This window comes from Actinomadura sp. WMMA1423 (assembly GCF_006547145.1).
Taxonomy (GTDB): Bacteria; Actinomycetota; Actinomycetes; order Streptosporangiales; family Streptosporangiaceae; genus Spirillospora.
In genome coordinates this window covers 5490359-5514887 of record NZ_CP041244.1, presented here as the reverse complement: position 1 = coordinate 5514887, position 24529 = coordinate 5490359, and the positions used below count along the sequence as shown (strand labels likewise).

The following is a 24529-nucleotide window of genomic DNA, read 5'->3' as shown; positions in this document are numbered from 1 at the left end:
GCGACCCGCTGGGAGAAAAAGGGTAGACAACCTCCTATGCTGCGGCGGGCGCGGGGGGCTTATGCCCAGGTTCATGGGCGGGCCGCGCCGTTCTACGGGGTCGCCGCGGCGGTCGCGGTGGCCGTGCCGTTGCTCGTCGGGGCAGTGACGGGGCGTCCCGCGCAGGGGTCGATGATCGCGCTCGGGGCCTACCTGGTCGCGCTGCGCGCGCCGGAGCAGGGGCCCTACGGGGCGCGGGCGCGCAACCTCACCGTGGGCGTGCTGATCGTCGCGGTCGGCGCCGGGGTGGGCGGGCTGCTCAGCGGGCATCTGTGGCCGGCCGTGATCGTGGTTCCGCCGCTGGTCGCGCTCGGCGTGGCGGTGCCGCGGATCGGGTCGACGGCCGGGCTCGCGGTGCTGCTGAGCGCCGTCCGGCCACCGTCGGCGGACGTGCTGAACATCGGGCTGCTGGAGCTGATGGGCGGGCTCCTGACCGCGGTGCTGCTGCTGGCGCCCTGGCCCGCGCGGCGGCTGCGGCCGCTGCGCGAGGCGCTGAGCGAGTCCGCGGACGCGGTCGCCGAGGCGCTGGACGCCGTGGCGCAGGACGTGGGCGCCCACGACGCCGGCCCCCTCGACGCCGTCGAACTGACGAACCCGGACCTGCTGGCGGTCACCCGGATCCCGGACTGGGAGGCCAAGCGGCGGGCGGCGTCGGAGTCGCTGACGGCGGCGCGCGCCACCTACGGCCTGTACCGGTCGGGACGCGCGGGGAACGAACCCACGCGGCCTGAGCGACTCATCGACGCGCTGGGGCGCGTGCTGCACGAGACGGTGACGCTCCAAGCCGTCCTGGAGGCGGCGAAGAACTATCCGCCGGACCGCGAGTGGCAGATGGAGACGCAGACGGCGATCTCAGCGCTGGCGGCGCGGCTGCGGCTGCTGGCGGGCGCGATCGCCACGGCGGGGGAGGCGCCGCTCGGCCGCGAGGAGTCCGCCGCCGTCCGGCGGATGGGCCGGGCCGCCGAGCAGATCAGGCGCGCCGGGCTCGCCGGCGACGAGGACCTCGTCGCGGTCGCACTGATCGGCCAGGTGCGGCGCTCGATCGACCGCATCGCCGGCGAGGTCGCCTCCACGCGCCGCCTCGTCGCGGGCGGGCTGCGCCTCAGGTTCGCGGCGCCGCGGATGCCGGGCACGCTCGACCCGATGCCGGTGTGGGACCGGATCCGCCGCGCCGTCCGCACGCGTTCGCCGACGTTCCGGCAGGTGTCGCGGGTGTACGTGGTGGCGGTCGTGTCGATGGCGCTCACCGCCGCGCTCGAGATCCCGCACGGCCACTGGATGACGATCACCGCGATGCTGAGCCTGCGCGCCACCTACGGCGAGACCGTCGACCGGCTCGTCCAGCGCGTCGGGGGCACCGCGGCCGGGGCCGCGGTCGCCGCGGTCATCCTGACGCTCGCGCCCGGGCAGCCGACCGTCGCGGTGATCGCTTTCTGCTTCGCGGGGGCCGGGTTCGCGATGCGGCCGGTGAACTTCTCCTACTGGGCGTTGTTCGGGACGCCCCTGGCGATGATGCTGCTGGACTTCTCCGCGCCCGCCGACTGGCGCATCGCGGGCGAGCGGATCGGGCTGACGCTCGCCGGAGCGCTGACGGCCTACCTCGCCGTGCTGCTGCTCTGGCCCGCCGGGCACCGCGAACGGCTGCCGGGCCAGCTCGAACGGCTGCTGCGCACGCACGCCGGTCTCGTCCGGACGACGGCGGACGTGCTCTCCGGGGAGCAGGTCCGGTTGCCGCACGACACGATCGTGTCGGCGGAGCGGGCGGCCGAGTCGGTCGCCGAGGCCCGCACGCGGATCGGCCACGAGCGGGTCCCCGACCTCGAGCTGATGGACCGGCTGCGCAGGGCCGCGGCCGCCGCGCACCGCGCCCGCGACCACCTCATCGCGGTCGCGAAGATGTCCAGGGAGCAGGCCGTGGACACCGGGCCGATCCCCGAGATCCTCGACCGTCTCGCCGACCAGCTCGAGGAGGCGGCCGGCGTGCTGGAGGAGCCGGGAGCGCGCGGCCCGGACGCCGGCGCGCCCGTGGAGGAGCTCGGTGCCGAGCTCGCCGAGCTCGACTCCTACCTGGCCACGCTCACGCGGCGCCGCCGCGCGGAGATCAAGGAGGGCGTCGGACCGGACGAGCTCACCCCGCTCCGGCACGCCCTGCTCCAGGTCTCGGGGACCCGCTACACGATCAGGGAGCTGCGCCGGGACGTGAACCAGGTCATCGAGTCGTCCCTGGAGGCCGCCGAGCCGCGCCGGTGAACCGTCAGTCCTTCGGGGTGTGGACGGTGCGGAGCGCGCCGAGGCCGGGCCGGACGTCCGTCCACTCGCCGGGAGGGAGGCCGATCACGGCGAGGGCGCAGGTGGGGAAGGCGTCGGGGGCCTCGCCGGTCAGGTCGTGGACGAGCTGGTGCACGGACGGATTGTGCCCGACCAGCAGGAGCCGGTCGGTCTCGTCCGGTACCTCGCGGATGAGGGCGAGGAGCCCTTCGGGTTCGTTGTCGTAGATGCCGGGCTCGAAGCCGGCCTCCGCGTCCAGCGCCAGGCGGGCGAGGGTCTCCCGGGTGCGCGCGGCGGGCGAGCACAGCACGCGGTCGGGGACGAGGCCGCCGGCGCGCAGCCAGTCTCCGGTAGCGGCCGCGTCGCGGCGCCCGCGGTCGGTGAGGACGCGGTCGATGTCGGGCTTGCCGAAGCCGGCCTCGGCCTTGGCGTGGCGGAGCACGATGAGCGTGGGCATGGCCGCCACATTAGGGGGCCGCGAGGGCCGCCAGGGTCCAGAGCACGAGCATGATGCCGAGCATTCCGCCGATCACGATGGCGAAGCCCTTGGGCCCCGACATCGCCCGCTTGCCGCCGCTCGCCACGGCCGCCTCCCGAGTCCGATCCGCCTGCGTCGGGGACGGCACGTCCCCGCTCTCCCGTACAGCGTACGACCAGCCCGGCGCGTTCGGGACGGCACCCCCGAAGACGCGCACCGGTCGGCGGCGAGGCGGAGAGCCCCCGCAGGGACGGGAAGCCCCCGGAGCCGCGGACGAGCCGCTGAAGACGCGCAACGGACCGCTGGAGACGAGGAAGGGGCCGGTGGCGCGTCGCCACCGGCCCCTCCCCTTTCAGACGGTCAGGACTTGCCTGCGGACGACTCCTCGGTGTCGGGCTCGGCCTTGGCCCCGGTTCCGCTCCCGGTGCCGTTGCCGGTCGGCTCGGCGGCGACCGCGGCCTCCTCCTGGCCCTTCTCGAGAGAGCCCGCGGGCTCACCGCTCTTCGCGGCGCCCGGCTCCGGCTTGCCGCCCTCGACGGCCGGATCGCCGGACGAGCCGCCGATCGGGTCGGCGCGCCGCTTGGAGATCACGACGGCCGCGACGACGACGGCGACGGACAGCAGGGTGACCCCGACGCGCAGCGCGGTGTTGCCCGCATAGGTCACCACCGCGTCCGCGATCAGCAGCGCGACCAGGTTCATCACCTTGATCAGCGGGTTGATCGCGGGGCCGGCGGTGTCCTTGAAGGGGTCGCCGACCGTGTCGCCGATGATCGTGGCCTCGTGCGCCTCGCTGCCCTTGCCGCCGAGGTGGCCCTCCTCGACGAGCTTCTTGGCGTTGTCCCAGGCGCCGCCGGAGTTGGCGAGGAACACCGCCATCAGCACGCCCGCCGCGATGGCGCCGCCGAGGTAGGCGCCGAGGGGCGCGTACCCGAGGCCGAAGCCGACCGCGATCGGCGTCAGGATGGCCAGCAGGCCCGGGGTCGCGAGCTCGCGCTGCGCGTCCCGGGTGCAGATGTCCACGACCCGGTCGTAGTCGGGCTTCTCGGTGTAGTCCATGATCCCGGGCTTGGTGCGGAACTGCTCGCGCACCTCGACCACGACCCGGCCGGCCGCGCGCCCCACCGCCATGATCGCCAGGCCGGAGAACATGAACACCACGGCCGCGCCGATGATCAGCCCGATCAGCACGTTCGGGCTGGCGATCGACAGGTTGAAGTTCAGGAAGTCGGCGCCGATCGCGTCCTTGGCCCCCTTCGAGGCGTCGGCGAGCGCCGCGATCACCGTCGTCCGGAACGAGCCGAACAGCGCGGTCGCGGCGAGGACCGCCGTCGCGATCGCGATTCCCTTGGTGATGGCCTTGGTGGTGTTGCCGACCGCGTCCAGCCGCTCCAGCACCGCGGCCGCCTCGCCCTGGACGTCCCCGGACATCTCGGCGATGCCCTGGGCGTTGTCGGAGACGGGCCCGAAGGTGTCCATCGAGACGATCACGCCGACGGTCGTGAGCAGCCCGGTGCCGGCCATCGCCACCGCGAACAGCGCGACGGTGGTGTTGCCGAAGCCGAGCAGGAACGCCCCGTAGACGGCGGCGCCGATCACGAGCGCGGTGTAGACGGCCGACTCCAGGCCGAGCGAGATGCCCGACAGGATGACGGTGGCGGGGCCGGTCCTGGCGCTGTCGGTGACCTCCTTGACCGGCTTACGGCTGGTCTCGGTGAAGTAGCCGGTGAGCAGCTGGATCGCGCTGGCGAGCACGATGCCGATCAGGACGGAGCCGAGCGCGACCCAGCGCGGGTCGGCGTCCAGGCCGGCGATGGCCTTGTCGCGGACGCCGTCCAGCTCCGAGAAGGACGAGGGCAGGTACACGAACGCGGCGACCGCGACGAGGACCGCGGAGATCGCCGCGGAGATGAAGAAGCCCCGGTTGATCGCGGTCATCCCGGAGCGGTCGCCGGAGCGGGGCGCCACCGCGAAGATGCCGATCACCGCGGTGATCACGCCGATCATCGGCACGATCAGCGGGAACACCAGGCCCTGGTTGCCGAACGCCGCGGTGCCGAGGATCAGCGCCGCGACGAGCATGACCGCGTACGACTCGAACAGGTCGGCGGCCATGCCGGCGCAGTCGCCGACGTTGTCGCCCACGTTGTCGGCGATCGTCGCCGCGTTGCGCGGGTCGTCCTCGGGGATGCCCTGCTCGACCTTGCCGACCAGGTCGGCGCCGACGTCGGCGGCCTTGGTGAAGATGCCGCCGCCGACACGCATGAACATGGCGAGCAGCGCGGCGCCGAAGCCGAAGCCCTCCAGCACCTTCGGCGCGTCGCCCTGGTAGGCCAGCACCACGACGGCCGCGCCGAACAGGCCGAGGCCGACGGTGAACATGCCGGCGACGCCGCCGGTGCGGAAGGCGATCCGCATCGCGGTCTTCTCGCCGCCCTCCTCGCGCGCGGCCGCGGCGACCCGGACGTTGCCCCGGACGGCCAGCCACATGCCGGTGAACCCGGTGACGGCGGAGAAGATCGCGCCGATGACGAAGAAGACGGACCGGCCGATCCGCTCGCCGGTGGAGTCGGCGGGCAGGAGCAGCAGGACGAGCGGGATCAGGACCACGAAGATCGCGACCGTCCGGAACTGGCGTTTCAGGTAGGCGCCTGCGCCCACCTGAACGGCGCGCGCGATCTCTTGCATCTTGTCGGTGCCCTGGCCTGCGGCCAGGACATCGCGTACGAGACCCGCGGCGACGGCCAGTGCGAGCAGTGCGATCACGGCGACGACGACGACCAGGGAAAGGTCGCCGCCGCCGAGATCCACTTCTGCGCTGGCCGGGCTTGACAGGGAAAACCCGGGCATCCGTCCTCCTCGACAGGGGCGTTGCGATCGCGACCGAGATAAAAGCGATCTTTACCGCGTACCCCACGAGTCATGATTTCGAACGCCTCGCACGGCAACGCGGGTGCCGGGAGTCTACGCACGCGTAAGTCGAATGTTAAGGCCGCGACGCCCTTCATGAAGATGTCGCCGAAATGAAACATGCGATACGCCGGAAATTGACCCATTGGCCTGATCAGACGACATCGCCCCAGGTCAGACCGGGCCATGCGCTTATTACCCCGCCGATACCTTGACGGGCACAGCGCATGGCCGGAACGTCGCCGCCACCACCGGCGTCCGCAATCAAGCTAGGCATTAACACGGAATATGTCCAGACCCAAATCGGATCCGATGCCCGACGATCACAAGAGAATCTCACACCACCCGCACCACCAGCCCCGCCTGCTGCTCACACAGCCCCGGCCCACTTCGCTCGCCTGGCGGCTGTGTTTCCGGCAGTCCCGGCCCACTTCGCTCGCCTTGGGGCTCGCTACGTGACCGTGCCTGGGCGAACGCGGCATCGCTTCGCGATCTGCCCGGTTCCGCTCGCCTCCGGCTTCGCTCCACCGGGCAGGTCACGCGTTCGCGTGCGGGGCCGAGGCGGCTTCGAGACAGGTCCCAGGCCCCCAGAACTCCAGGCATCGCAGCCACACTCCAGCAGGGGTGGCGTTCGCGACGCTCCGCGGCGGCGCCCGCTAGGAGTTCCGACCTGCCCCGGCGGTCATCTCATCTGCGGGTCCGCCATGAGCACTACGCGGTCGGCCGCGGGATCGAACCCGAGGACCGGGTTGCCGTAGTCGCCTTCGGGCGTCATGACCACCGGCTTGCCCAGGCGACGCCCCACAGCGGCCAAGAACCGGCAGAGGACGCCCAATCCTTCCTGGCCCTGCAACTCGCGCAGGTCGACATCGAAGTCGATCTCCCCTGCGGACATCGGGCGGAAGATCACCAGCACGCCCGGGACCGGCCAGACCCGCAGAGCGGTCGAAGAAGTTCCTGACGTCGCCCCACCCCAGATCCGGCACCCCGCCAAGACCGCGAACGCAGCCGATTCTCGATGACCCGCATAGGGAGACACCCCCGCAGCCTCCGCCGCCGGGAAGGCCGGAGAGGAAGTGCGCTGAGCAAGCCCAGCCGCCCACTCCCGGACCGCGCCGCTCTCAGCCGACGCAGCCCACCGAACAACAACCTCAGGATCGCGACCGCGTCCGAGGGAGGCTTCAAGCCCACAAGAACCAGCTAACGCAGCGAGCCCGCCAAGGCAAGCCCGGCGCACCACCCCGCACCCACTACTGCAACAACCTCAGCCCACACCGCAACCACGCGACGACCTCAATGGCCGCGATCGCGTCCGAAGGCAGGTTCAAGCGAAGCAAGAACCTGATCGCGCAGCGAGCCGCAAGGCGAGCCGGAGCGATGCCAGCGATCGCCGCAGCGCTCGACGATGGAGGGCCGCCAGGCCCGAAGGAGGAGAGCACTGCAATAAGCACAGCAGTGTTCTCCTTTCAGGCCCCGGAGGCCTGAAAGGAGAACACGGCGATGAACACCTCTAGATGGTCGCCTCGGCTTCGGCGGGCCAGCTCATGCGGATCTGGACCCCCTTCGGCGTGTTGGCGATCTCCACGTCGTCGGCGAGCCCGGCGATGACGGCCAGACCCAGTTCAGCGGTGCCCTCACCCAGGCCGTACTCGAACTCGTCCACTCCCTCGTCCAGGGCGGTCGCGGGGAGCCCCTCCGGGGGGAGGTCGCCGGGGACGGTGTCGCTCACGATCACCTCGAAGCGGCCTTTCTCGCCGCGCAGTTCGAGACTGACTGGTTCGTCCGGGCAGTGCCGGCGGTGCGCCTCCACGGCACGGGAGCACGCCTCGCCGACCGCGAGCCTCACCTCGTCCAGCAGAGGCTCGGCGACACCGCTGCGGCGGGCGACGGCGGTCACGATCAGCCGGGCGGTCCTGACGTGGACGGGCAGCGCGCTGAAGGACAGTTCAACGGTCGACATTTCAGCCGCGGGCCGCCTACTTGGCGCCCTTGCGCTTCTCCTCGGCCTCGGCGATCGAGTCGTGGATGCCGAAGACCTTGGTCAGCCCCGTGATCCGGAAGATCTTGAGGATGCGCTCCTGGGTGCAAACGAGCTCCAGGGAGCCGTCGTGGGCCCGCACCCGCTTCAGCCCGCCGACCAGGACGCCGAGCCCGGTCGAGTCGAGGAACTCCACCTTCTCCATGTCCACGAGCAGGTGGAACTTGCCCTTGTTTACCAGATCGATGAGCTTCTCGCGAAGCTTCGGCGCCGTGTAGACGTCGATCTCGCCCTCCACGTTGATGACGGTGAGGCCATCGTCGGTGGTGTAGTCGTTAACCTTCAGATCCACAGATCCTCCACGCGCCATGCAGCACTATCCGATCCCGCCGTCCGACCCCTTCGGAGGGCGGCCGAACGCCGAGACTTCGCCGTGATTCAACCACGCTCCGGCGTCGCGTACGCACGTAATCGCCCACACGGGCGAAAGTTCGCGCCATCCCGCCTGACCTGCTGATCTCAGGGTCAGAGCAGGGGGAACAGGCCCTCCGGCGCCGGGGCGTTCCCGTAGTTTTGCCCCGGCTGGCACACTGAAAACCTGATGGGCGCCCAAAGATCCTCAACTCCCCTGGACCGGCTGCTCGCCGACCCCTCACGGCGCGAGCGCATCACGCATGTAGAGCGCGTTCCCGCACGTCAGGGCCGCCCGGCGGCGTGGCCCGACTGGTCACCGCCGCTGCTGGTGGAGCGACTGGCCGCCGCCGGAATCGAGTCGCCGTGGACGCACCAGGCCGCGGCGGCCGAGCACGCCCACGCGGGGCGATCTGTGATCATCGCCACAGGAACGGCCTCCGGCAAGTCCCTGGCCTACCTGCTGCCCTGCGTCGAGGCCATCTACGCGGGTGAGGAGAACCCTCGCCAGGAGGGCACGGTCCTCTACCTGTCGCCGACGAAGGCCCTGGCCGCCGACCAGCTCCGTGCTCTGCGCGCGCTGCGGCTCACGCGCGTGCGCGCCGCCACCTACGACGGTGACACGCCGCAGGACGAGCGGACGTGGGTCCGCCAGCACGCCAACTACGTGATGACCAACCCCGACATGCTGCACCGGTCGATCCTTCCCGGGCACACCCGTTGGTCGTCCTTTCTGCGCCGGCTCCGCTATGTCGTCATCGACGAGGCCCACGGGTACCGCGGCGTCTTCGGGTCTCACGTCGCGCAGGTTCTGCGCCGCCTCCGCCGGGTGTGCGGGCGGTACCACTCGTCCCCCACGTTCATCCTCGCTTCGGCCACCGCGTCGGAGCCCGCCGCGGCCGCGTCCCGTCTGACGGGTCTCGACGTGGTCGCAGTGGACGAGGATGCCTCTCCACGCGGGCCCGCCACGTTCGCCCTTTGGGAGCCGCCCCTGACGGACCTGCGCGGTGAACAGGGCGCCCCCGTCCGCCGCACGGCCACCGCCGAGGCCGGCGACCTCCTGGCCGACCTCGTCGTCGAGGGCGTGCAGACGCTCGCCTTCGTCCGGTCCCGGCGAGGTGCAGAGTCGGTGGCGCTCAGCGCCAAGCGCGCTCTGCACGACGTAGCCCCCGGCTTGGCCGAGCAGGTCGCCGCCTATCGCGCCGGCTATCTGCCTGAGGAACGGCGGGCGCTGGAGTCCGCCCTGCGCTCTCGCTCGATCATCGGTTTGGCGAGCACGAACGCCCTGGAGCTCGGTGTGGACGTCTCCGGGCTCGACGCGGTCCTGGTGTGCGGCTGGCCGGGCACCCGCGCCTCCCTTTGGCAGCAGGCGGGACGTGCCGGACGTTCCGGTCAGGCGGCCCTGTCCGTCCTGGTGGCCCGTGACGATCCGCTCGACACGTTCCTCGTCCACCACCCGGAGGCGATCTTCGGGACGCCGGTCGAGGCGACCGTGCTCGACCCCGACAATCCCTATGTCCTGGAGCCGCACCTTTGTGCGGCGGCGTCCGAGATGCCGCTCACCGAGGACGATCTCCCTCTGTTCGGCCCCGCGACCGCCGACCTGCTCCCGGACCTGGTGCGCCGCGGCTTCCTGCGCCGCCGCCCCGCCGGCTGGTACTGGACGCGACGCGAGCGGGCCTGCGACCTGGCCGACATCCGTGGCGCGGGCGGCGCGCCGATCCAGGTCGTCGAGGCGTCCACCGGACGGCTCCTCGGCACCGTAGACGAGCCGTCCGCGCACACCACAGTGCACGAGGGCGCCGTCTACATCCACCAGGGAGAGTCCTTCATCGTCCAGACCCTGGACCTGGACGACTCCGTCGCGCTCGTCGAGGCGGCCGATCCCGACTACTCGACCACCGCCCGCGACGTCACCGACATCAGCATCGTGGAACGGCTCCGCTCCGTCTCCTGGGGCGAGGCCAAGCTCAGCTTCGGAACCGTCGAAGTCACCCGCCAAGTGGTCGCGTACCAGATGCGCCGCATGCAGACAGGGGAGATGCTCGGCGAGAAGCCCCTGGACCTACCACCCCGCACCCTCCGCACGCGAGCCGTCTGGTGGACCCTCTCCGAAGCCCAGATCTCCCGCTTGGACGACCTGGACCTGGCAGGCGCCGCCCACGCAGCGGAACATGCCTCAATCGGCCTGCTTCCCTTGTTCGCCACGTGTGACCGCTGGGACATCGGCGGCGTCTCTACGGCCGTCCACCCCGATACCGGCCTTCTCACCGTGTTCGTCTACGACGGCCATGAAGGCGGCGCCGGATTCGCCGAACGCGGCTACGGCGACGCCGCAGCCTGGCTAAGCGCAACCCGCGACGCGATCGAGTCCTGCGAATGCGACTCAGGCTGCCCGTCCTGCATCCAGTCCCCCAAATGCGGCAACGGCAACGACCCCTTGGACAAACAGGGCGCCCTAGACCTCCTAGCCGTCCTCCTAGCCGAAGCCCCCGAACAGCCCACCCCCTGAACACCCACGGGCCCCTGCCCCACCACGCCCCCAAGAAGGCCCCGTCCCACCCCAACCCCCGCTAAGACGCCGACCGGAGACCACCCTTGCCACCGAACGCCCTCCCCACCAGCCAACGCACCCCAGCCCGCCGCAGCCAGGGTCCTCCGGACGCGGAGCGGCAACCGAGCGCGGCCTAGCCAGTTGGGTTAGCTCGGCCACTGCTCACAACTCAGGCCGCGGACACGACGCAGAAACGGGCACGGCGCAGAAACGGACACGGCACGAGCAACGGACACGGCGCGGAAACGGACACGGCACGAGCAACGGACACGGCACGAGCAACGGACACGGCACGAGCAACGGACACGGCGCGAGCAACGGACACGGCGCGAGCAACGGACACGGCGCGACAACGAAAGCAGCTGGGCCAGGACGGAGACGGCCGACCAACCGGGTCAGCCAAATCACCGGGGGCAAGGCCGGTCTGCTAGGGACGCCCGATCAAAGTTGGGGGAGGTCAGCCCCGTCAGCGGGCATTTCGGGTCAGTTGGGTGCGACGCGCTGGGCCGGGACTGAGGCCTGATCATCCATCCCACGCCGTGCCTGGGCCAGCGCCTGCTGCAGCCTGCGCCGCTCCATCTCCAGCGTGTGCAGGGACTCCTCGTGCTCGTCCCGCAGGTCCCGCAGTTCCCGCCGCATGTTCATCGCGCGCCGGAACCCCAGCGTCGCGATCATCATCCCCGCCGTGAACACGATGGCGACCACCGCACCGGCCATGAACACCTGCCACTGCGACGTGATCCCCGGAACCTGGTCGCCGAACAGGGTCAGCCTGGCCGGACCCGCGTTGTCCAGCACCACGGCAACGCCGACCGCACCGGCGGCGAGCGCGACGAGCACTCCCAGGAAGATCATGCGGAGGGTCTCCTCTCCATCGGGCCTGACCGCCCGCACGGGGCCAGGCCGAGAGCTCGGACGACAGAACACGTTGCCGGACAAGCCAGACGATCCGATTGGCAAGGCAGCCTAGACCGTGCCCAGACCACCCGCCAGCCCCTCCCCCTCACCCGCCCCCGACACCCAGCGCCCCCGAGGACCTGAGGACCTGAGGCCCTGAGGCCGCGAGGGGCGAGGGGCGAGGCCGCGAGGGGCGAGACCCCCGACGGGCGAGGCAACCCCGGCCACACGGACAAGACGCCAACCAAAACGCCGCCATGCCGCACCTATATCCGTCACGACCAGCCACCGCCGTACGGCCCCCGCCGCCGCACGAACCCACCACCGCACCAACCCACCACCGTGCGGGCCCCGCCGTCGCACGAACCCACCGCCGTACGAACCCACCGCCGTACGAACCCGCCGTCGTACGGACGCTCAAGGGAGGGGGGACGCTATCGGTTCGCCGACGAACGCGACTGGTGGTTACTTGCGGCGGCGGCCGCGCTTGGGCTTCGGGGGCGCGCCGGGCTTGGCGAGGCGGACGTTCACTCCGCTGGAGGGCTTGCCGAGGGTCGCGGGGCGACGGCCGGCCTTCGGCTTCGAGTCGAGGACGGCCGTGCCGGAGGCCCGCTTGGACGAGCGGGCGCCCTTGGCCCTGGCCGCGACGACCGGGGCGGTCTTGGCGGCCGCCTCGGCGCGCGCGATCTGCTCGCGTGCCTTGCTCACCCGTCCACGGCCGGTACCGCTGCGTGCGATGCGGGCAGCCATGCCGTTGCTGCTCGTGCCCGCCTGAGCGACGCGGAGGCGCCGGGTCCAGGTCCCGAGGTGCGCGGCGACGATCAGCAGGACCAGCGCGATGCCGACGCTCTTGCCCCACTGGAGCCGGTCGGTCGCCGCGACGTTCTGGGCCTTCGGCGAGTCCGTGGCGATCTGCGGTGCGGGGTAGGTGAGGCCGGGTGTCGCACCGTCCGGCTGGACGGACGGCAGGGTCACCGGCGAATCGTTGTTGAACGGCGTCAGCGGCGTCCCGCTGCTGGGAACCCCCGAGCCGCCGGACGGAAGGCTCGGCGCCGAGCCGCCGGGCTGGGAACCAGTCCCACCTCCGAGCGAGGCGGTCGCCGAGGCGGTGCTCGAGTAGAGGGAGCCGCCCGTGCCGGTGGAGCGCCGCGCGCGGACGCCCACGGACACCGCACCGCTCGACTTGGTCAGCGAGAGAGTGGTGGAGCAGCTCGTCCCCCGGCAGAGCGAGCCGAGGGAGCCGGCCCTGGACTTCACGCCCGAACCGGAGAGCGCGTAACCGGTGAGATCGTCTTCGAGACCGCGGTTCCACTTCACGACGAGCTTGCCGCCGGACGCGCTGGCGGACACGCCGGTGGGGGCCGCCGGCGCGATGCGCACGGTGAAGGTGTTGGAGTCGTAGACGTGGTTGGTCTGCTTGCCCTTCAGGTAGACCTTGTAGCGGCCATTCCTGCTGATCGAGAAGGTCCCGGACATATCCCCGGAGAAGTCCTTCTCCTGGAGGAACGTGTCGCCGATCCCCGGGCCGTCCACTCGCAACTGCATCGTGATCGCGAAGTCGAAGTGGGCCTTGGCGGTCAGCTCGGACCCGCTGCTGATGACGGCGCCGTCCGCCGGTGTGATGACGCTCGTCGTGGCCGCCTGCGCAGGCAGGGCGGCGAGTACCGGGAAGCTCATCGCAAGGGGTGCCGCGAGTGCGATCGCACCGATCCTGCGAATGATGGTCACGGCCTCAATCCCTTCGACAGCTCGCGCCGGTCTCGTCCCGCCGAGCGCACCGCGCCTGGCGATAACTATGGGCTTACGGCAGCGTAACGTACCACCGGGTAGCAAAAGTCACAGGAGGATGACAAAGAGGAACGTGTTTTCACTCTCCGCCACCTCCTACCTCTATTGACACTCAGTGCAACGAGGCATGTGGCGTTAGGGTACGCCGTCCTGCTCCACAGGACCAGCCCTCGCCCGAGAAACGATCCGCCGACCCTTCAGTCCCGTGGGCATCACGATGTCGACGGCCACGGAGACGTCGACGACCTCGCCCTGCACCCGGCACCGCAACACCTGTGCGCGTGATTCGACCGCGATCTCCTTGGCCCTCGCACATGCCACCGCGCCTCCGTCGGCGACCCGCGCGGCGCCGGCCAGCGCAGCCATGTCGGCCGCCGCCTCGCCCCGATGCCGCGCGCCGCGGACCCCGCCGACCAGGATCGCCGCCACCCCCACCACCCAGACGAGGCCCGCGAACGCCAGCACCCAGACCGTCCCCGACCCTCGATCCCCCGGTCGCGGATTCATCGCGCTCCCCAGCTTCGCTCTACTCCTGCGAAGCCCGCCGACCGCATCGGACGCGGCCGTCACAGATCTCGATGCGCGCCCTCGGCGGACGTATCGTGCCGCGGCTGCGACACACAGGCACCTAGGAGCACTGCCTCGCATGGCCTCTCCAATCCATTGACATGACGAGCTGGGGCACCTCGTTCTGGCATGCCGTGACCAGCCTGGGAGCATGCTGCGATCCATTGCTCCTGCCGGCTCGGCCTACGGGTTCCACTGGTGGCGCGCTCACGGATCGGTGGTGGGTGGAACGCCGGGTTCTGCCTCGGCGGCCGTGTGGGCGTGGACGACGAAGGCCGGTAGGCCGATCGCGGATGCCGTGGCGACGGAGGCTGTGATGTCCACGCGGACGGTGGCCTCGTCGCGATCGACCCGGACGATCGCCCCCTCGGGGACGGCCTTCACCACCAGGTCCCGCACCGCGGTGAGGGACTCGCCTCTGGCCGCTGCACGGGCGCCGCTGCGGGCGGCGTCCGTACAGGCGAGCTGCACGGACACCACCCTCACGCCCCACAGCACGATCGCAGTGATCAGCACCAGGGAGGGGAGGGCCACCGCGATCTCCGCCGTGACCGTCCCGCGGTCTCTCAGCCCGCCAGGTTGAGGGCCTTCTCGATGATCTGTAAGAGCATCGTCTTCACCTGCGAGCTGGTCACGATCTTGAACAGCAGGCCGGCGAAGGCCGCCGCGGCGATGGTGCCGACCGCGTACTCGGCGGTGGACATCCCGCTGTCCTTGCAGGCTCCGGACCATCGCCGCACCACCGTTTTCCACGCCCTCATCGGGGCTCCTTTCGCTCGTGGTCGATTCAAGACTGCCGAGGTGCGACACCGGCTGAAGGGTGAACCGCGTTCTGTGGATAACCCGCTCACCAGGGCAGGAGGATCGTCGAGGCGATCCCGGCGATGGCAGGGACGACGCCGAGCAGGACGAAGGCGGGAAGGAAGCACAGGCCGAGCGGGGCGAGCGCCCGAATGCCCGCGGACCGCGCCCTGGCGGCGGCCTCCGAACGGGCCACCCGGCGCTGGTCGCGAGCGAGACGGCTGAGGGAGGGTGCCAGCGCCGCTCCCGTGGACGACGCCCGGACGGCCGCCCGCGCCAAAGGCGCGAGCATCGGCTCCTCCGTCAGGGCCAGCCAGGCCCCTGCCGGGTCGGCACCCAGCCGGATCTGGACGGACACGCCCCGCAACTCTTCGCCGAGCGGGCCTCCCACCGCGTCCGCGACCGCCGCGACCGCCTCATGCCAGGGCGCACCGCCGCGCAGGCAGGCGGCGAGGAGATCGACTGCGACGGGAAGGTCCGCGACGAGCCGCGCCCGTCTGCGGCGGCGGTCGCCACTGCCGAGACGGCTGAAGGACAGCCAGACGGCCACCGCGACCAGGACCCCGATCACACCGCCGGCCAGGCCGCCCAGTGTCAGCGCGGACAGGACCCCCGCCGCGCCCGCCGCCACCCGCCGGAGCATGACATCGCGGGGTCCGGTCCCCTCTGCGGGCCCATCCCGCTCCTTCACCTCCGCGGCCCGGACGGACGTCGCTCCTGAACGAGCACGATTCATCCCCCACCGGGGCCGCCGTTCGGAACTCGCATGTCTTCCCTGGGGCCCACCGAACCGACCGATCAGCCTCCGCGTGGCCGCACTCGTCTCCCTGGGAAGAAGGAAGCCCGATGCAGCTGCGCAGAACATGGCCATCAGCGCCGTCATCACTTCACCTGCCTCAAACTCGACTCGCCCGCCCGCAGCCCGCCAACGCCCGCCAAGACACCGCCGGAAGCAAGGCGTCAGATCAACCTCCACGCCAGAGCGCCTTGCCACGCTCAATCAAGCGCCCCGCACACGACCGGTTCGTTGTCTCGCAGTTGCGCCGGCCCCAGGCGAGACCCCGCTCCGGCGTGGCTGCACCGCCAACCACGGGACGCCCGGCGAGACCACCCGCACCCCGCACCCACGCGCCGCCCCGCCGCCGGCACCGAACCCGGCACCTCAGCCCCCAGCACGCCAGCCCTCAGGCACGTCGGCCGCCCCCGGCACGTCGGCCCCCGGCACGTCGGCCGCCCCCGGCACATCGGCCCCCGACACGTCGGCCGCCCCCGGCACATCGGCCCCCGACACGTCGGCCGCCCCCGGCACATCGGCCCCCGACACGTCGGCCGCTCCCGACACGTCGGCCCCCGGCACGTCGGCCCCCGGCACGTCGGCCGCCCCCGGAACGTGGGCCCCCGACACGTCGGCACCGGCGTCGGCGGGCCGCCCCGGCAACCCTCCTCATGGCTCGTCTTCGACTAGCTGCCCCGTGTACGCGACCGACTCAGCCAAACCGCCACAACGCGCAGGGATGGCGCCGCGTCGGCCTTGTCGGGCTGGCACGCACCGCGGCGCCTGTTGGACGCCTCTGCCACGGATTGGTCTTCCGCTTGCAGGTGGTGGCGGCCTTGCGGTTGGTGAGCGGCGCGAGCGCTTCCGGATGCCGGGGTCAGCGCGGGGATTCGGCGGATTTGGCCAGGTGGCGGGTCCAGTAGAGGCCGGTTGTGTTGAGGGCAACGCCCGCGATCAGGCAGGCGAGGCCGGGGAGGGTGGTGCAGAGGAACGGGATGGGGCGGGCGCCCAGGGCGGCGGCCATGGCTATGCCCAGGAGTGGCAGTGCGGCCAGGAGGCGGGCCGTCGCTCGGGGACCGGCGAGCTGAACGGAGACGTCCTGGCGTTGGGCCTCCTCGTCGCGAAGGGCACTTGCCAAGCCGTCCAGGACGGTGGCCAGGGTGCCACCGCGCTCGGAGCCGACCCGCCAGCAGGCCGCCAGGAGGCGCAGGCCCTCGGCGCCGGGCTGCGCGGCCAGTTCGTCCAGGTGGTCGGGAGGTGGGCGGGGCAGACTGAGCAGTTCCTCGGACACGTGTGGGTCGAGGACGGTTGCGGCCGCTGTGAACGCTTCGTCGGGGGTCCGGCCTGCGGAGAGTTCGGCGGCCATGGCATCGCAGAGTTCGATGATCGAGGTCCGGCGGCGTTGCGGAAGCGTCCGGCGTTCCTTCAGGTTCTCAAGTCTGGTGCGTAGTGGGCGTATCGGGTCGGCGGGTGGAGGGGCCAGCAGGTGGTCCAGGCGGTGCGCCGCTGGCGTGGGTGCCAGGTAAGTCCAGGTGGCCGTGGCCACACAGAGGACGGCCAAGGCGATCAACACAAGGCACCTCGCGGTCGGTCTCGATGGTGGAGTGCCATGGCTGGTGGCACGTAGGTCCATTCGGCAGCGATCGCACAAGGCCCGACTGCGACCGTCACAAGGCACCTCGCACGTGCTCTGGATGGTGGATCGGTGGGGCAGCGATCCCACTCAGCGCGACTGCGACCGTTACGGGGCAACTCACCCGCGGTCTAGATGTTGGAGCCCTAGGGCGGGGCAGCGGGGGCGTAGAGCCACCCAGCGCCAGCGCATGCGGGGCGGCTGCGATTGTCACGCGGCACCTCGCGAGTGGTCTGGGTGGGGGGCTTCTGGTGCGGGGGCAGGCCGGTTTGCACGATGGTGGCGCCCCGCGGCCCCGGGATCGCCTGCCAGAGCCCCGACATAGACGAGACCCCGACATCGCGAATTCGCCGGTCTGGCATGGAGTGACAGGAGGCCTCACGGGGTGCCTCGCAGGCGGGTTGTGAGGGCGTTTGCGCCCGAGGAGTGGATGACCTCACCGGAGGCTGTGAACGAGACGGCGGGGACGACGCCGACCAAACCGTCTGGGGCTCGTTGCAAGAGGCAGATCTCCGCTACCCGACGGCGGCCTCCGCCTGGATCGCGGACCAGGTGGACCACGATGTCCAAGGCGGCGGCCAGTTGGCTGTGGACGGCCTCCCGGGTCAGGCCCGCCGCGCAGGCCAGGGCTTCCAGCCGGGCAGGGACATCTGCTGCCGTGTTCGCGTGGAGGGTGCCGCAGCCGCCCTCGTGGCCGGTGTTCAACGCTTGCAGGAGAACCACGACTTCAGGGCCCCTTACCTCGCCTACGACCAGTCGGTCAGGCCGCATGCGGAGGGCTTGGCGCACCAGGTCGTTCAAGGTCACGCCTCCGGCGCCCTCCGTGTTGGGCGGACGCGCCTCCAGCCGGACGACGTGGGGATGGTCGGGCTTGAGCTCGGCCGAGTCCTCTACGAGGAGGAGGCGCTCGGACGAGTCGACCTGGGAGAGGAGGCTGCTCAGCAAGGTGGTCTTGCCTGTGCCGGTACCGCCGCTGATCAGGAAGGCTGCCCGGGACTCGATCAGGGCGGCCAGCAGGTCGGCGCCCTCGGGTGGGACGGTGTGGGCCGTGACCAGCTCGTCCAGCGTGAAGGCCCGGCGGCGGGGGAGGCGCAGGGACAGGCAGGTGCCGGTGGCGGCAACCGGGGGAAGGACGGCGTGCAGGCGCACGCCGCCCGGGAGACGGGCGTCGGCGTAGGGGGAGGCGTCGTCGAGGCGGCGGCCGGCGGCGGCTGTGAGGCGCTGGGCCAGGCGGCGGAGGGTCGCCTCGTCGGGGAAGCGCACCGCGGTTCGGACGAGGCCGGAGCCGGTGTCGATCCAGACCTCGTCGGGGCCGTTCACCAGGACGTCGGTGACGTCCGGCGAGCGCAGCAGTGGCTCCAGAGGGCCGGCCCCGACGAACTCGGCGCGTAACTCGTCGGCGAGGGCCAGTACCTCGCGGTCGCCGAGCAGCCTTTCCTCCGCGCGCAGCGCCGCGGCCACGCGGCCGGTCGTGGCCTCGCCACCGGTATGAGCGAGGCGGTCGCGGACGGCGCTGGAGAGATGTCCGGTCACGCGGCCTCCCGGTAGGCGTAGGGCTGGAGGGCGAGGTCGGCCAGGACGGTGGCGCAGAAGTCGGCCAAGGGGCCGCGGCGGCAGGCGCGTTCGAGATCGCCGCCGTCAAGGGCGGCGGGGAGGCGGCGGTCGCGGTCGAAGGACCCGGCGGACGGGAGAGCGAGGACGCTCGCGACCGCGTCGGGGGTGAGACCGCCCGGGGCGGGGCCCTGGACGACCAGGCGCAGGTCGGTGGTGTCACGGCGGAGGGCCGTGGCGAGGCCGTCGGCCGCCACGGTGGCCCGGACCTCGGCGGGGACGAGCAGAAGCGTGACGGCGGCGGCGCGCAGGGCGGCGCGGCCGAGGTCGCCTGGATGGCGGGGAACGTCGACGACGACGAGGTCGAACCCGCGGGCGGCGGCGTCGAACAGGGAGCGGATCGCCTCCTCGGAGATCGGGACGGGCTCGCCGCGCCGCCAGGAGAGCACGGAAAGGTCACCCGAGCTGGGCAGGGTCTCGCGTAGGGTCGCGGCGCTCAGGCGACCGCGGCGTTCGGCGAGGTCGTGCCAGCGGACGCCCTCGTGCGACTCCAGGCCGAGGACGAGGTCGATGCCGCCGCCGTACGGGTCGGCGTCGACCAGGAGGGTGCGTAGGCCCTGGCCTGCCGAGGAGAGGCCGAGCGCGGTGGCGAGGACGCTGGCGCCCGCTCCGCCGCGGGCGCCGACGACGCAGAGGGTGGTGGCCCAGCCGCCCTCGGGTTCGCAGGCGGCGGCGAAGGCGTCGATCAGCCAGTCCTCGTGGTCGGGCAGGGCGACGACGTCCTGCGCGCCTGCCTCCACTGCCAGCCGGTATGCGTCGGGGCCGGCGCCACTGGCGACGAGGACGACGCCGGGGCGGCGCTGGAGACCAGCGGAGGCGAGGTCCTCGGCGATGTCGGCGCCCACGAGGATGAGGGCGGGCCATGTCCAGGCGGGTCTCGCCTCATCGGCGCTGTAGGCGACTTCGGCGTGGGCGTCCGCGGCGGCGGCGAGGCGGAGGAGGTCGTCGGCGAGGGTGTGGTCGCCGGTGACGATCAGTGCCGCAAGGTTCATCGGATGCTCCTTCGACGTTCGGTTGGCTCCACCTTGCGGGCAGCGGGGAAGGCGGCGAGAAGGATCCGCCAACTGTGGATAACTTCGCCGCGCACACGGTCCGGGCGGCGGCGAAGGCCCACACGCGAACCGACCGACCGCGGGGCCTCAGACGGGCGATGGCGCGGATGGCGCGGATGGCGTCCAAGCTGCCGGGCGCGGGCCCAGGCGATGCCAAGGGCAGGCGACGACTCGCGGACAACGCCGCGGGCCGGAGATGACGCAGGCAGGCGGTGACGGCGACGCACGGGTGGCGGAGATGATGAGACGCGCGGGTGGTGATGCCGGGAAGGGCGGCGGGCGGGCGGTGGCTCGGGGAGGGTTCCCGGGGGCCACCGCCCGGCCGCCTCACGACAAGGCGACCCCCGCCGGGGGGGAGAGCGGGGGTCGCCGGCGGTCCGGCTCCGGGGGGGTAGAGCCGGCCCGCTTTCCCAGAAAAGTCTCAGGGAGTTCGGGCTAAGCCTCGTGTAAGTCCGCCCTATGGAAGAGGCAAACTCACCGACTCCAGTCTAGGCGGATACAACATATGCTGCCCGATCGTCGAGAGTTCCGTCGAGGCGCAAACTCGCCCGGCACATGGCGATTTTTCGCACCCGACGGCGACGATCCGCCGGGGCGACCGGCGCAGGGCGCCGCCCGGGCCCGGCAAGGCCCCCCGTTCCGGCGCACACGAAGTGCATCGGGACGGGAGTGGGAGCGTACAGCAGAACTAAAGATCTTTCCCGTGCCCCGGCGTGATCGGCGAGCAAATGGCGGCGATTACCCTGAGTGATCAATTTCGCGATCCGGACGATGGTTACGGAAGTCCGGAATATCCCTACATGGCCTCAGGAAGCACCGGAGTCCCGTCCGTCGCCGTCCCCGCCGCCGCGGCGCGCTTTCCGAATGGGGGCTTGTCAACTGGGCGAATGAGGCGTAGACAGGTCATACGGACCCAGTGTCCGGGCACGGCAGCCGGGTACCCACGCGCGATCAGCCGCGGGAGGCGCGTCGAGACGGGCTTGACCCGATCCGACGGATAAAGGTGCACGCTTGGTAACCCGGTGTGACGTGCTTAGTGGCGGCGCTCCAGTACGGGGCGCCGTTCGCTTGCGCCGCGCGCCTCGCCCCACTCGCGGACGTCCAATCCCAGCGCCGTCGCGAGGACGACCGCCTGGTACGGGTCGATCACCGCGCCCCGCAGTTCGACGGTGAGCGGGTCTAGCGACGACAGATCGCTGCCGCGCAGGTCGCAGTGGGACAGGTCGGCCTTGTGGAGCGCCGCCCCCGACAGGTCGACCCCGCGCAGTACCGCCCCGGCGCAGCGGGCGCCGGTGAGGTCGGCTTCGCGCATGCGCACGTCCGTGAACGACGCCCGCCGCAGGTCGGCGCCCGGCAGCCCGGTGAACGACCAGTCGCCGCCCTCGACCTTCATCAGGTCGTAGGTGCAGCCGTCGAACACGCTCCCCACGAGCTTGCACCCCGCGAAGGTCGCGTCGAAGAAGCCGCATCGGACGAACGTGCAGTTCAGGAACGCCCCGTCCCGGTGGCCGGACGCGTTGAAGCGCACACCCCGGAACGTGCAGCCGGTGAAGACGGCGCCGGTGCCCTCGGCCTCGGTCATGTCGACGTCCACGAACAGGACGCCGTCGTGCCGCTCACCGCTCAGATCACGCGAATCCCAGTTCGCCGACGAGATCGTGGTCTTCGTCGGCACCGCAGGGCGTCCGTACATGCGATCGGCCATGTGACCAGCATGGACCCACCGGGTGACAGTCTCAGCCGCGCATGAACGCTTCGCAGATGGCCTGCGAGTCGCGCGCGGCCGCGGCGATGGCCGAGGAGCAGTGGACGATCCACCGCGCCACGCCCTCCGCCGTGCCGGACGTGTAGGCGCGAAGGGCCTCGGCGTACTCGTCGGCCAGTTCGAGGTGGCCGACCTCGGGCGCGACCAGGGACTTGGGGTCGAGCCCACGGGCGACGAGGGTGAGCCGCTGGGCGCCGCGGGCGACGACGCCGTCCCCCCAGCCGAACGGGCGCAGGGCCAGGAGCTCGCCGTGCACGACCGACGAGACCACCATCGCCGGCGCCTTGGTGGGTTCGGTCAGCAGCCCGCTGAGGGCGTCCAGGCGCGCCGCCGCCTCGGACGGCGAAGGCGGCTCCCCGAGCCCGAGGACGTCCTTCACATCACCGTCGCCGGAGCGGGGACGTCCGAGATCGGCGCTGTCGACCGCGTCCGCGGCGGCGAGGACGTGCAGGCGGGCCAACGCCTGCCGCGGGGCCTTGCGCCAGACCTCGGTCAGCGTCCCGAGCTCGGCCGACACGCGCAGCGCCCCCTGCACGACGGGGTCGGACGGGGTGTCGGTGGTGCGCAGCTCGTCCAGCGTGACCGAGGCGCCGTCGAGGACGGCGGAGGCCCGGGCGCCGCGCAGCGCCGACTCGGTGGACACCTCGGCGCTGCGCCGCCGCAGGACGCGGTGGCCGAGCAGCCGGTCCACGGCTCTGCGCGCCTCGTCGACGGCGTCGGCGACGCCGGGAAGGTTCGCAACATCAGCTAGAGCATCGGTCACGGCCCGACCCTATGCCGTCGTCCAGAGCGCTCACGCAACGGCCCGCCAGGGCACGGAACGGAGGTGATTCCCCAGGGCCGGACGTGGGAAGGCCGTCGTGCCGGGTATCACACAGCGGGATCCGGAGCCGTGGGCGCCGGTCGCGCTCGTCCTCGACACCCGGGATCGCGGCCTTGTGGGGACCGGGACCTACCTGGTGGAGTGGGGATACCGGGCGACCCCCGCTTCAGCTAGCAAGGAGTTCGCGTTGAGCCAGAACCAAGAGACACTGTCGAACCTTCTGCAGGAGACGCGCCGCTTCCCCCCGCCCGCGGAGCTCGCCGCCTCCGCGAACGTCAAGGCCGACGCCTACGAGCGGGCCGCCGAGGACCGTCTCGGCTACTGGGCGGAGCAGGCCGACCGGCTCGCCTGGTCGAAGCGCTGGGACGACGTTCTGGACTGGAGCAACCCGCCGTTCGCGAAGTGGTTCGTGGGCGGGGAGCTGAACGTCGCCTACAACTGCGTCGACCGGCACGTGGAGGCCGGACGCGGCGACAAGGTCGCCTTCCACTGGGAGGGGGAACCGGGCGACTCCCGTACCCTCACCTACTCCGACCTCCAGCGCGAGGTGAACAAGGCCGCGAACGCCCTACTCGAACTGGGCGTCCGCAAGGGCGACCGGGTCGCGGTCTACCTGCCGATGATCCCCGAGCTGCCGATATCGATGCTGGCGTGCGCCCGCATCGGCGCGACCCACTCGGTGGTGTTCGGCGGCTTCTCCGCGGAGGCGCTCCGGACGCGCATCGACGACGCGCAGGCGAAGCTCGTCATCACCGCGGACGGCGGCTTCCGGCGCGGCAAGCCGTCCGACCTGAAGGGGATCGTGGACGAGGCCGTCGCGCAGACGCCGACGATCGAGCACGTCCTCGTGGTGCGCCGCACCGGCGAGCAGGTGGCCGAGAACGAGCGCGACCTGTGGTGGCACGACGTCGTGGAGCGGCAGAGCGACGAGCACACCGCCGAGCCCATGGACTCGGAGCACCCGCTGTACATCCTGTACACGTCCGGGACGACGGGTAAGCCGAAGGGCATCCTGCACACCAGCGGCGGCTACCTGACCCAGTGCGCCTACACGCACTGGGCGGTGTTCGACCTGAAGCCGGAGACGGACGTCTACTGGTGCTCGGCCGACATCGGCTGGGTGACGGGCCACTCCTACATCGTGTACGGCCCGCTCGCCAACGGCTCGACCAGCGTCATCTACGAGGGGACGCCCGACACCCCCAACAAGGGCCGCTGGTGGGACATCATCCAGAAGTACAAGGTGTCCATCTTCTACACCGCGCCCACGGCGATCCGCACGTTCATGAAGTGGGGCGACGACATCCCGGCCCAGTACGACCTGTCGTCCCTGCGCGTGCTGGGGTCGGTCGGCGAGCCCATCAACCCCGAGGCCTACGTCTGGTACCGCAAGAACATCGGCGCCGACCGGACCCCGGTGGTCGACACCTGGTGGCAGACCGAGACCGGCGCCATCATGATCAGCCCGCTGCCCGGGGTCACGGAGGGCAAGCCCGGCGCCGCGATGCGCCCGCTGCCCGGTATCGCCGCGGACGTCGTGGACGACCAGGGGCAGTCGGTACCGGACGGCGGCGGCGGGTTCATGGTGGTCCGAGAGCCCTGGCCCGGCATGCTCCGAACGATCTGGGGCGACGACGAGCGGTACGTCAAGACGTACTGGTCGCGCTTCGAGGGCCTGTACTTCGCCGGTGACGGTGCCAAGAAGGACGCGGACGGCGACATGTGGCTGCTCGGCCGCGTGGACGACGTGATGCTCGTGTCCGGGCACAACATCTCCACGACGGAGGTGGAGTCGGCGCTGGTCTCGCACCCGAAGGTCGCCGAGTCGGCGGTGGTCGGCGCGACGGACCCGGTCACCGGGCAGGCCATCGTGGCGTTCGTGATCCCGCGCGCGTCCGCCGGCGGCGACGTCGAGGGCGAGGACTTCCTGCGGGAGCTGCGCGAGCACGTCGCCAAGACCCTCGGCCCGATCGCCAAGCCCCGGCAGATCATGATCGTCCCGGAGCTGCCGAAGACCCGCTCCGGCAAGATCATGCGCCGGCTGCTGCGGGACGTCGCGGAGAACCGCAGCATCGGCGACGTGACGACACTCGCGGACAGCACGGTGATGGACCTCATCTCCGAGAAGCTGCCCAGCGCCAAGTCGGACGACTGACCCCGCCGCACCCTGCGCACGCTG

Annotated in this window: 20 protein-coding genes; 3 read left to right on the top strand and 17 right to left on the bottom strand. The window is 71.5% G+C overall.

Annotation, left to right across the window (positions count from 1 at the left end; genetic code table 11):
• Window positions 1–36 precede the first annotated feature (36 nt).
• Complete coding sequence (locus FKD65_RS25615) at window positions 37–2289, top strand: FUSC family protein (RefSeq protein ID WP_141579895.1); 2253 nt, start codon at window positions 37–39, stop codon at window positions 2287–2289.
• 4 nt (window positions 2290–2293) lie between these two features.
• On the opposite strand, the gene FKD65_RS25610 is transcribed toward FKD65_RS25615, so the two are convergent.
• From FKD65_RS25610 to FKD65_RS25590, 5 genes are all read right to left on the bottom strand, one after another.
• A complete protein-coding gene (locus tag FKD65_RS25610) occupies window positions 2294–2764 on the bottom strand; it encodes a histidine phosphatase family protein (RefSeq protein WP_141579894.1) in 471 nt (156 codons plus the stop codon).
• Between the two features lie 381 nt (window positions 2765–3145).
• Window positions 3146–5635 (bottom strand): sodium-translocating pyrophosphatase, encoded by a 2490-nt coding sequence (locus tag FKD65_RS25605; RefSeq protein WP_141579893.1) that lies wholly within the window; start codon window positions 5633–5635, stop codon window positions 3146–3148.
• 742 nt (window positions 5636–6377) lie between these two features.
• The gene (locus tag FKD65_RS25600; protein ID WP_141579892.1) at window positions 6378–6611 is read right to left on the bottom strand and encodes a hypothetical protein; all 234 of its coding nucleotides are present in this window, start codon (window positions 6609–6611) and stop codon (window positions 6378–6380) included.
• Window positions 6612–7205: 594 nt separating this feature from the next.
• Window positions 7206–7655, bottom strand: coding sequence for an ATP-binding protein (locus FKD65_RS25595; RefSeq protein ID WP_141579891.1), 450 nt, complete (start codon window positions 7653–7655; stop codon window positions 7206–7208).
• 16 nt (window positions 7656–7671) lie between these two features.
• Window positions 7672–8025, bottom strand: coding sequence for an STAS domain-containing protein (locus tag FKD65_RS25590; protein ID WP_021597910.1), 354 nt, complete (start codon window positions 8023–8025; stop codon window positions 7672–7674).
• Between the two features lie 249 nt (window positions 8026–8274).
• On the opposite strand from FKD65_RS25590, the gene FKD65_RS25585 reads away from it, so the two are divergent.
• On the top strand, window positions 8275–10596 hold the full coding sequence (locus FKD65_RS25585; RefSeq protein ID WP_141579890.1) for a DEAD/DEAH box helicase: 2322 nt from the start codon (window positions 8275–8277) through the stop codon (window positions 10594–10596).
• Between the two features lie 525 nt (window positions 10597–11121).
• Here the strand turns inward: FKD65_RS25585 and FKD65_RS25575 are convergent.
• From FKD65_RS25575 to FKD65_RS25520, 12 genes are all read right to left on the bottom strand, one after another.
• Window positions 11122–11493, bottom strand: a complete 372-nt coding sequence (locus tag FKD65_RS25575; RefSeq protein ID WP_141579889.1) for a hypothetical protein — start codon at window positions 11491–11493, stop codon at window positions 11122–11124.
• Between the two features lie 507 nt (window positions 11494–12000).
• Window positions 12001–13263: a hypothetical protein gene (locus tag FKD65_RS25570; protein ID WP_141579888.1), complete on the bottom strand. Its 1263-nt coding sequence runs from the start codon at window positions 13261–13263 to the stop codon at window positions 12001–12003.
• 195 nt (window positions 13264–13458) lie between these two features.
• Entirely contained in the window at window positions 13459–13830 is a 372-nt protein-coding gene (locus FKD65_RS44420; protein ID WP_168221190.1) for an Rv3654c family TadE-like protein, read from the bottom strand.
• Between the two features lie 267 nt (window positions 13831–14097).
• Window positions 14098–14460 (bottom strand): TadE family type IV pilus minor pilin, encoded by a 363-nt coding sequence (locus FKD65_RS25560; protein WP_141587064.1) that lies wholly within the window; start codon window positions 14458–14460, stop codon window positions 14098–14100.
• Window positions 14457–14651, bottom strand: a complete 195-nt coding sequence (locus FKD65_RS25555; RefSeq protein WP_141579886.1) for a DUF4244 domain-containing protein — start codon at window positions 14649–14651, stop codon at window positions 14457–14459. Before FKD65_RS25555 ends, FKD65_RS25560 begins: the two co-directional genes overlap by 4 nt.
• Window positions 14652–14737: 86 nt before the next feature.
• The gene (locus FKD65_RS25550) at window positions 14738–15322 is read right to left on the bottom strand and encodes a type II secretion system F family protein (protein WP_240809594.1); all 585 of its coding nucleotides are present in this window, start codon (window positions 15320–15322) and stop codon (window positions 14738–14740) included.
• A 531-nt stretch (window positions 15323–15853) separates the two neighbouring features.
• Window positions 15854–16129, bottom strand: coding sequence for a hypothetical protein (locus FKD65_RS25545; RefSeq protein ID WP_141579884.1), 276 nt, complete (start codon window positions 16127–16129; stop codon window positions 15854–15856).
• A 214-nt stretch (window positions 16130–16343) separates the two neighbouring features.
• The gene (locus FKD65_RS25540) at window positions 16344–17036 is read right to left on the bottom strand and encodes a type II secretion system F family protein (RefSeq protein ID WP_240809593.1); all 693 of its coding nucleotides are present in this window, start codon (window positions 17034–17036) and stop codon (window positions 16344–16346) included.
• 441 nt (window positions 17037–17477) lie between these two features.
• Window positions 17478–18632, bottom strand: coding sequence for a TadA family conjugal transfer-associated ATPase (locus FKD65_RS25535; RefSeq protein ID WP_141579882.1), 1155 nt, complete (start codon window positions 18630–18632; stop codon window positions 17478–17480).
• Window positions 18629–19702, bottom strand: coding sequence for a septum site-determining protein Ssd (gene ssd, locus FKD65_RS25530; RefSeq protein ID WP_141579881.1), 1074 nt, complete (start codon window positions 19700–19702; stop codon window positions 18629–18631). The genes FKD65_RS25535 and ssd overlap by 4 nt, the downstream gene beginning before the upstream one ends.
• 1093 nt (window positions 19703–20795) lie before the next feature.
• Window positions 20796–21467 carry a pentapeptide repeat-containing protein gene (locus FKD65_RS25525; protein ID WP_141579880.1) on the bottom strand — a complete coding sequence of 224 codons (672 nt, stop codon included), beginning with the start codon at window positions 21465–21467 and terminating at the stop codon, window positions 20796–20798.
• Between the two features lie 31 nt (window positions 21468–21498).
• Complete coding sequence (locus FKD65_RS25520) at window positions 21499–22290, bottom strand: Fic family protein (RefSeq protein ID WP_141579879.1); 792 nt, start codon at window positions 22288–22290, stop codon at window positions 21499–21501.
• A 247-nt stretch (window positions 22291–22537) separates the two neighbouring features.
• Here FKD65_RS25520 and acs point away from each other — a divergent pair, with 247 nt between their 5' ends.
• Entirely contained in the window at window positions 22538–24505 is a 1968-nt protein-coding gene (gene acs / locus FKD65_RS25515; RefSeq protein ID WP_141587063.1) for an acetate--CoA ligase, read from the top strand.
• Window positions 24506–24529 lie beyond the last annotated feature (24 nt).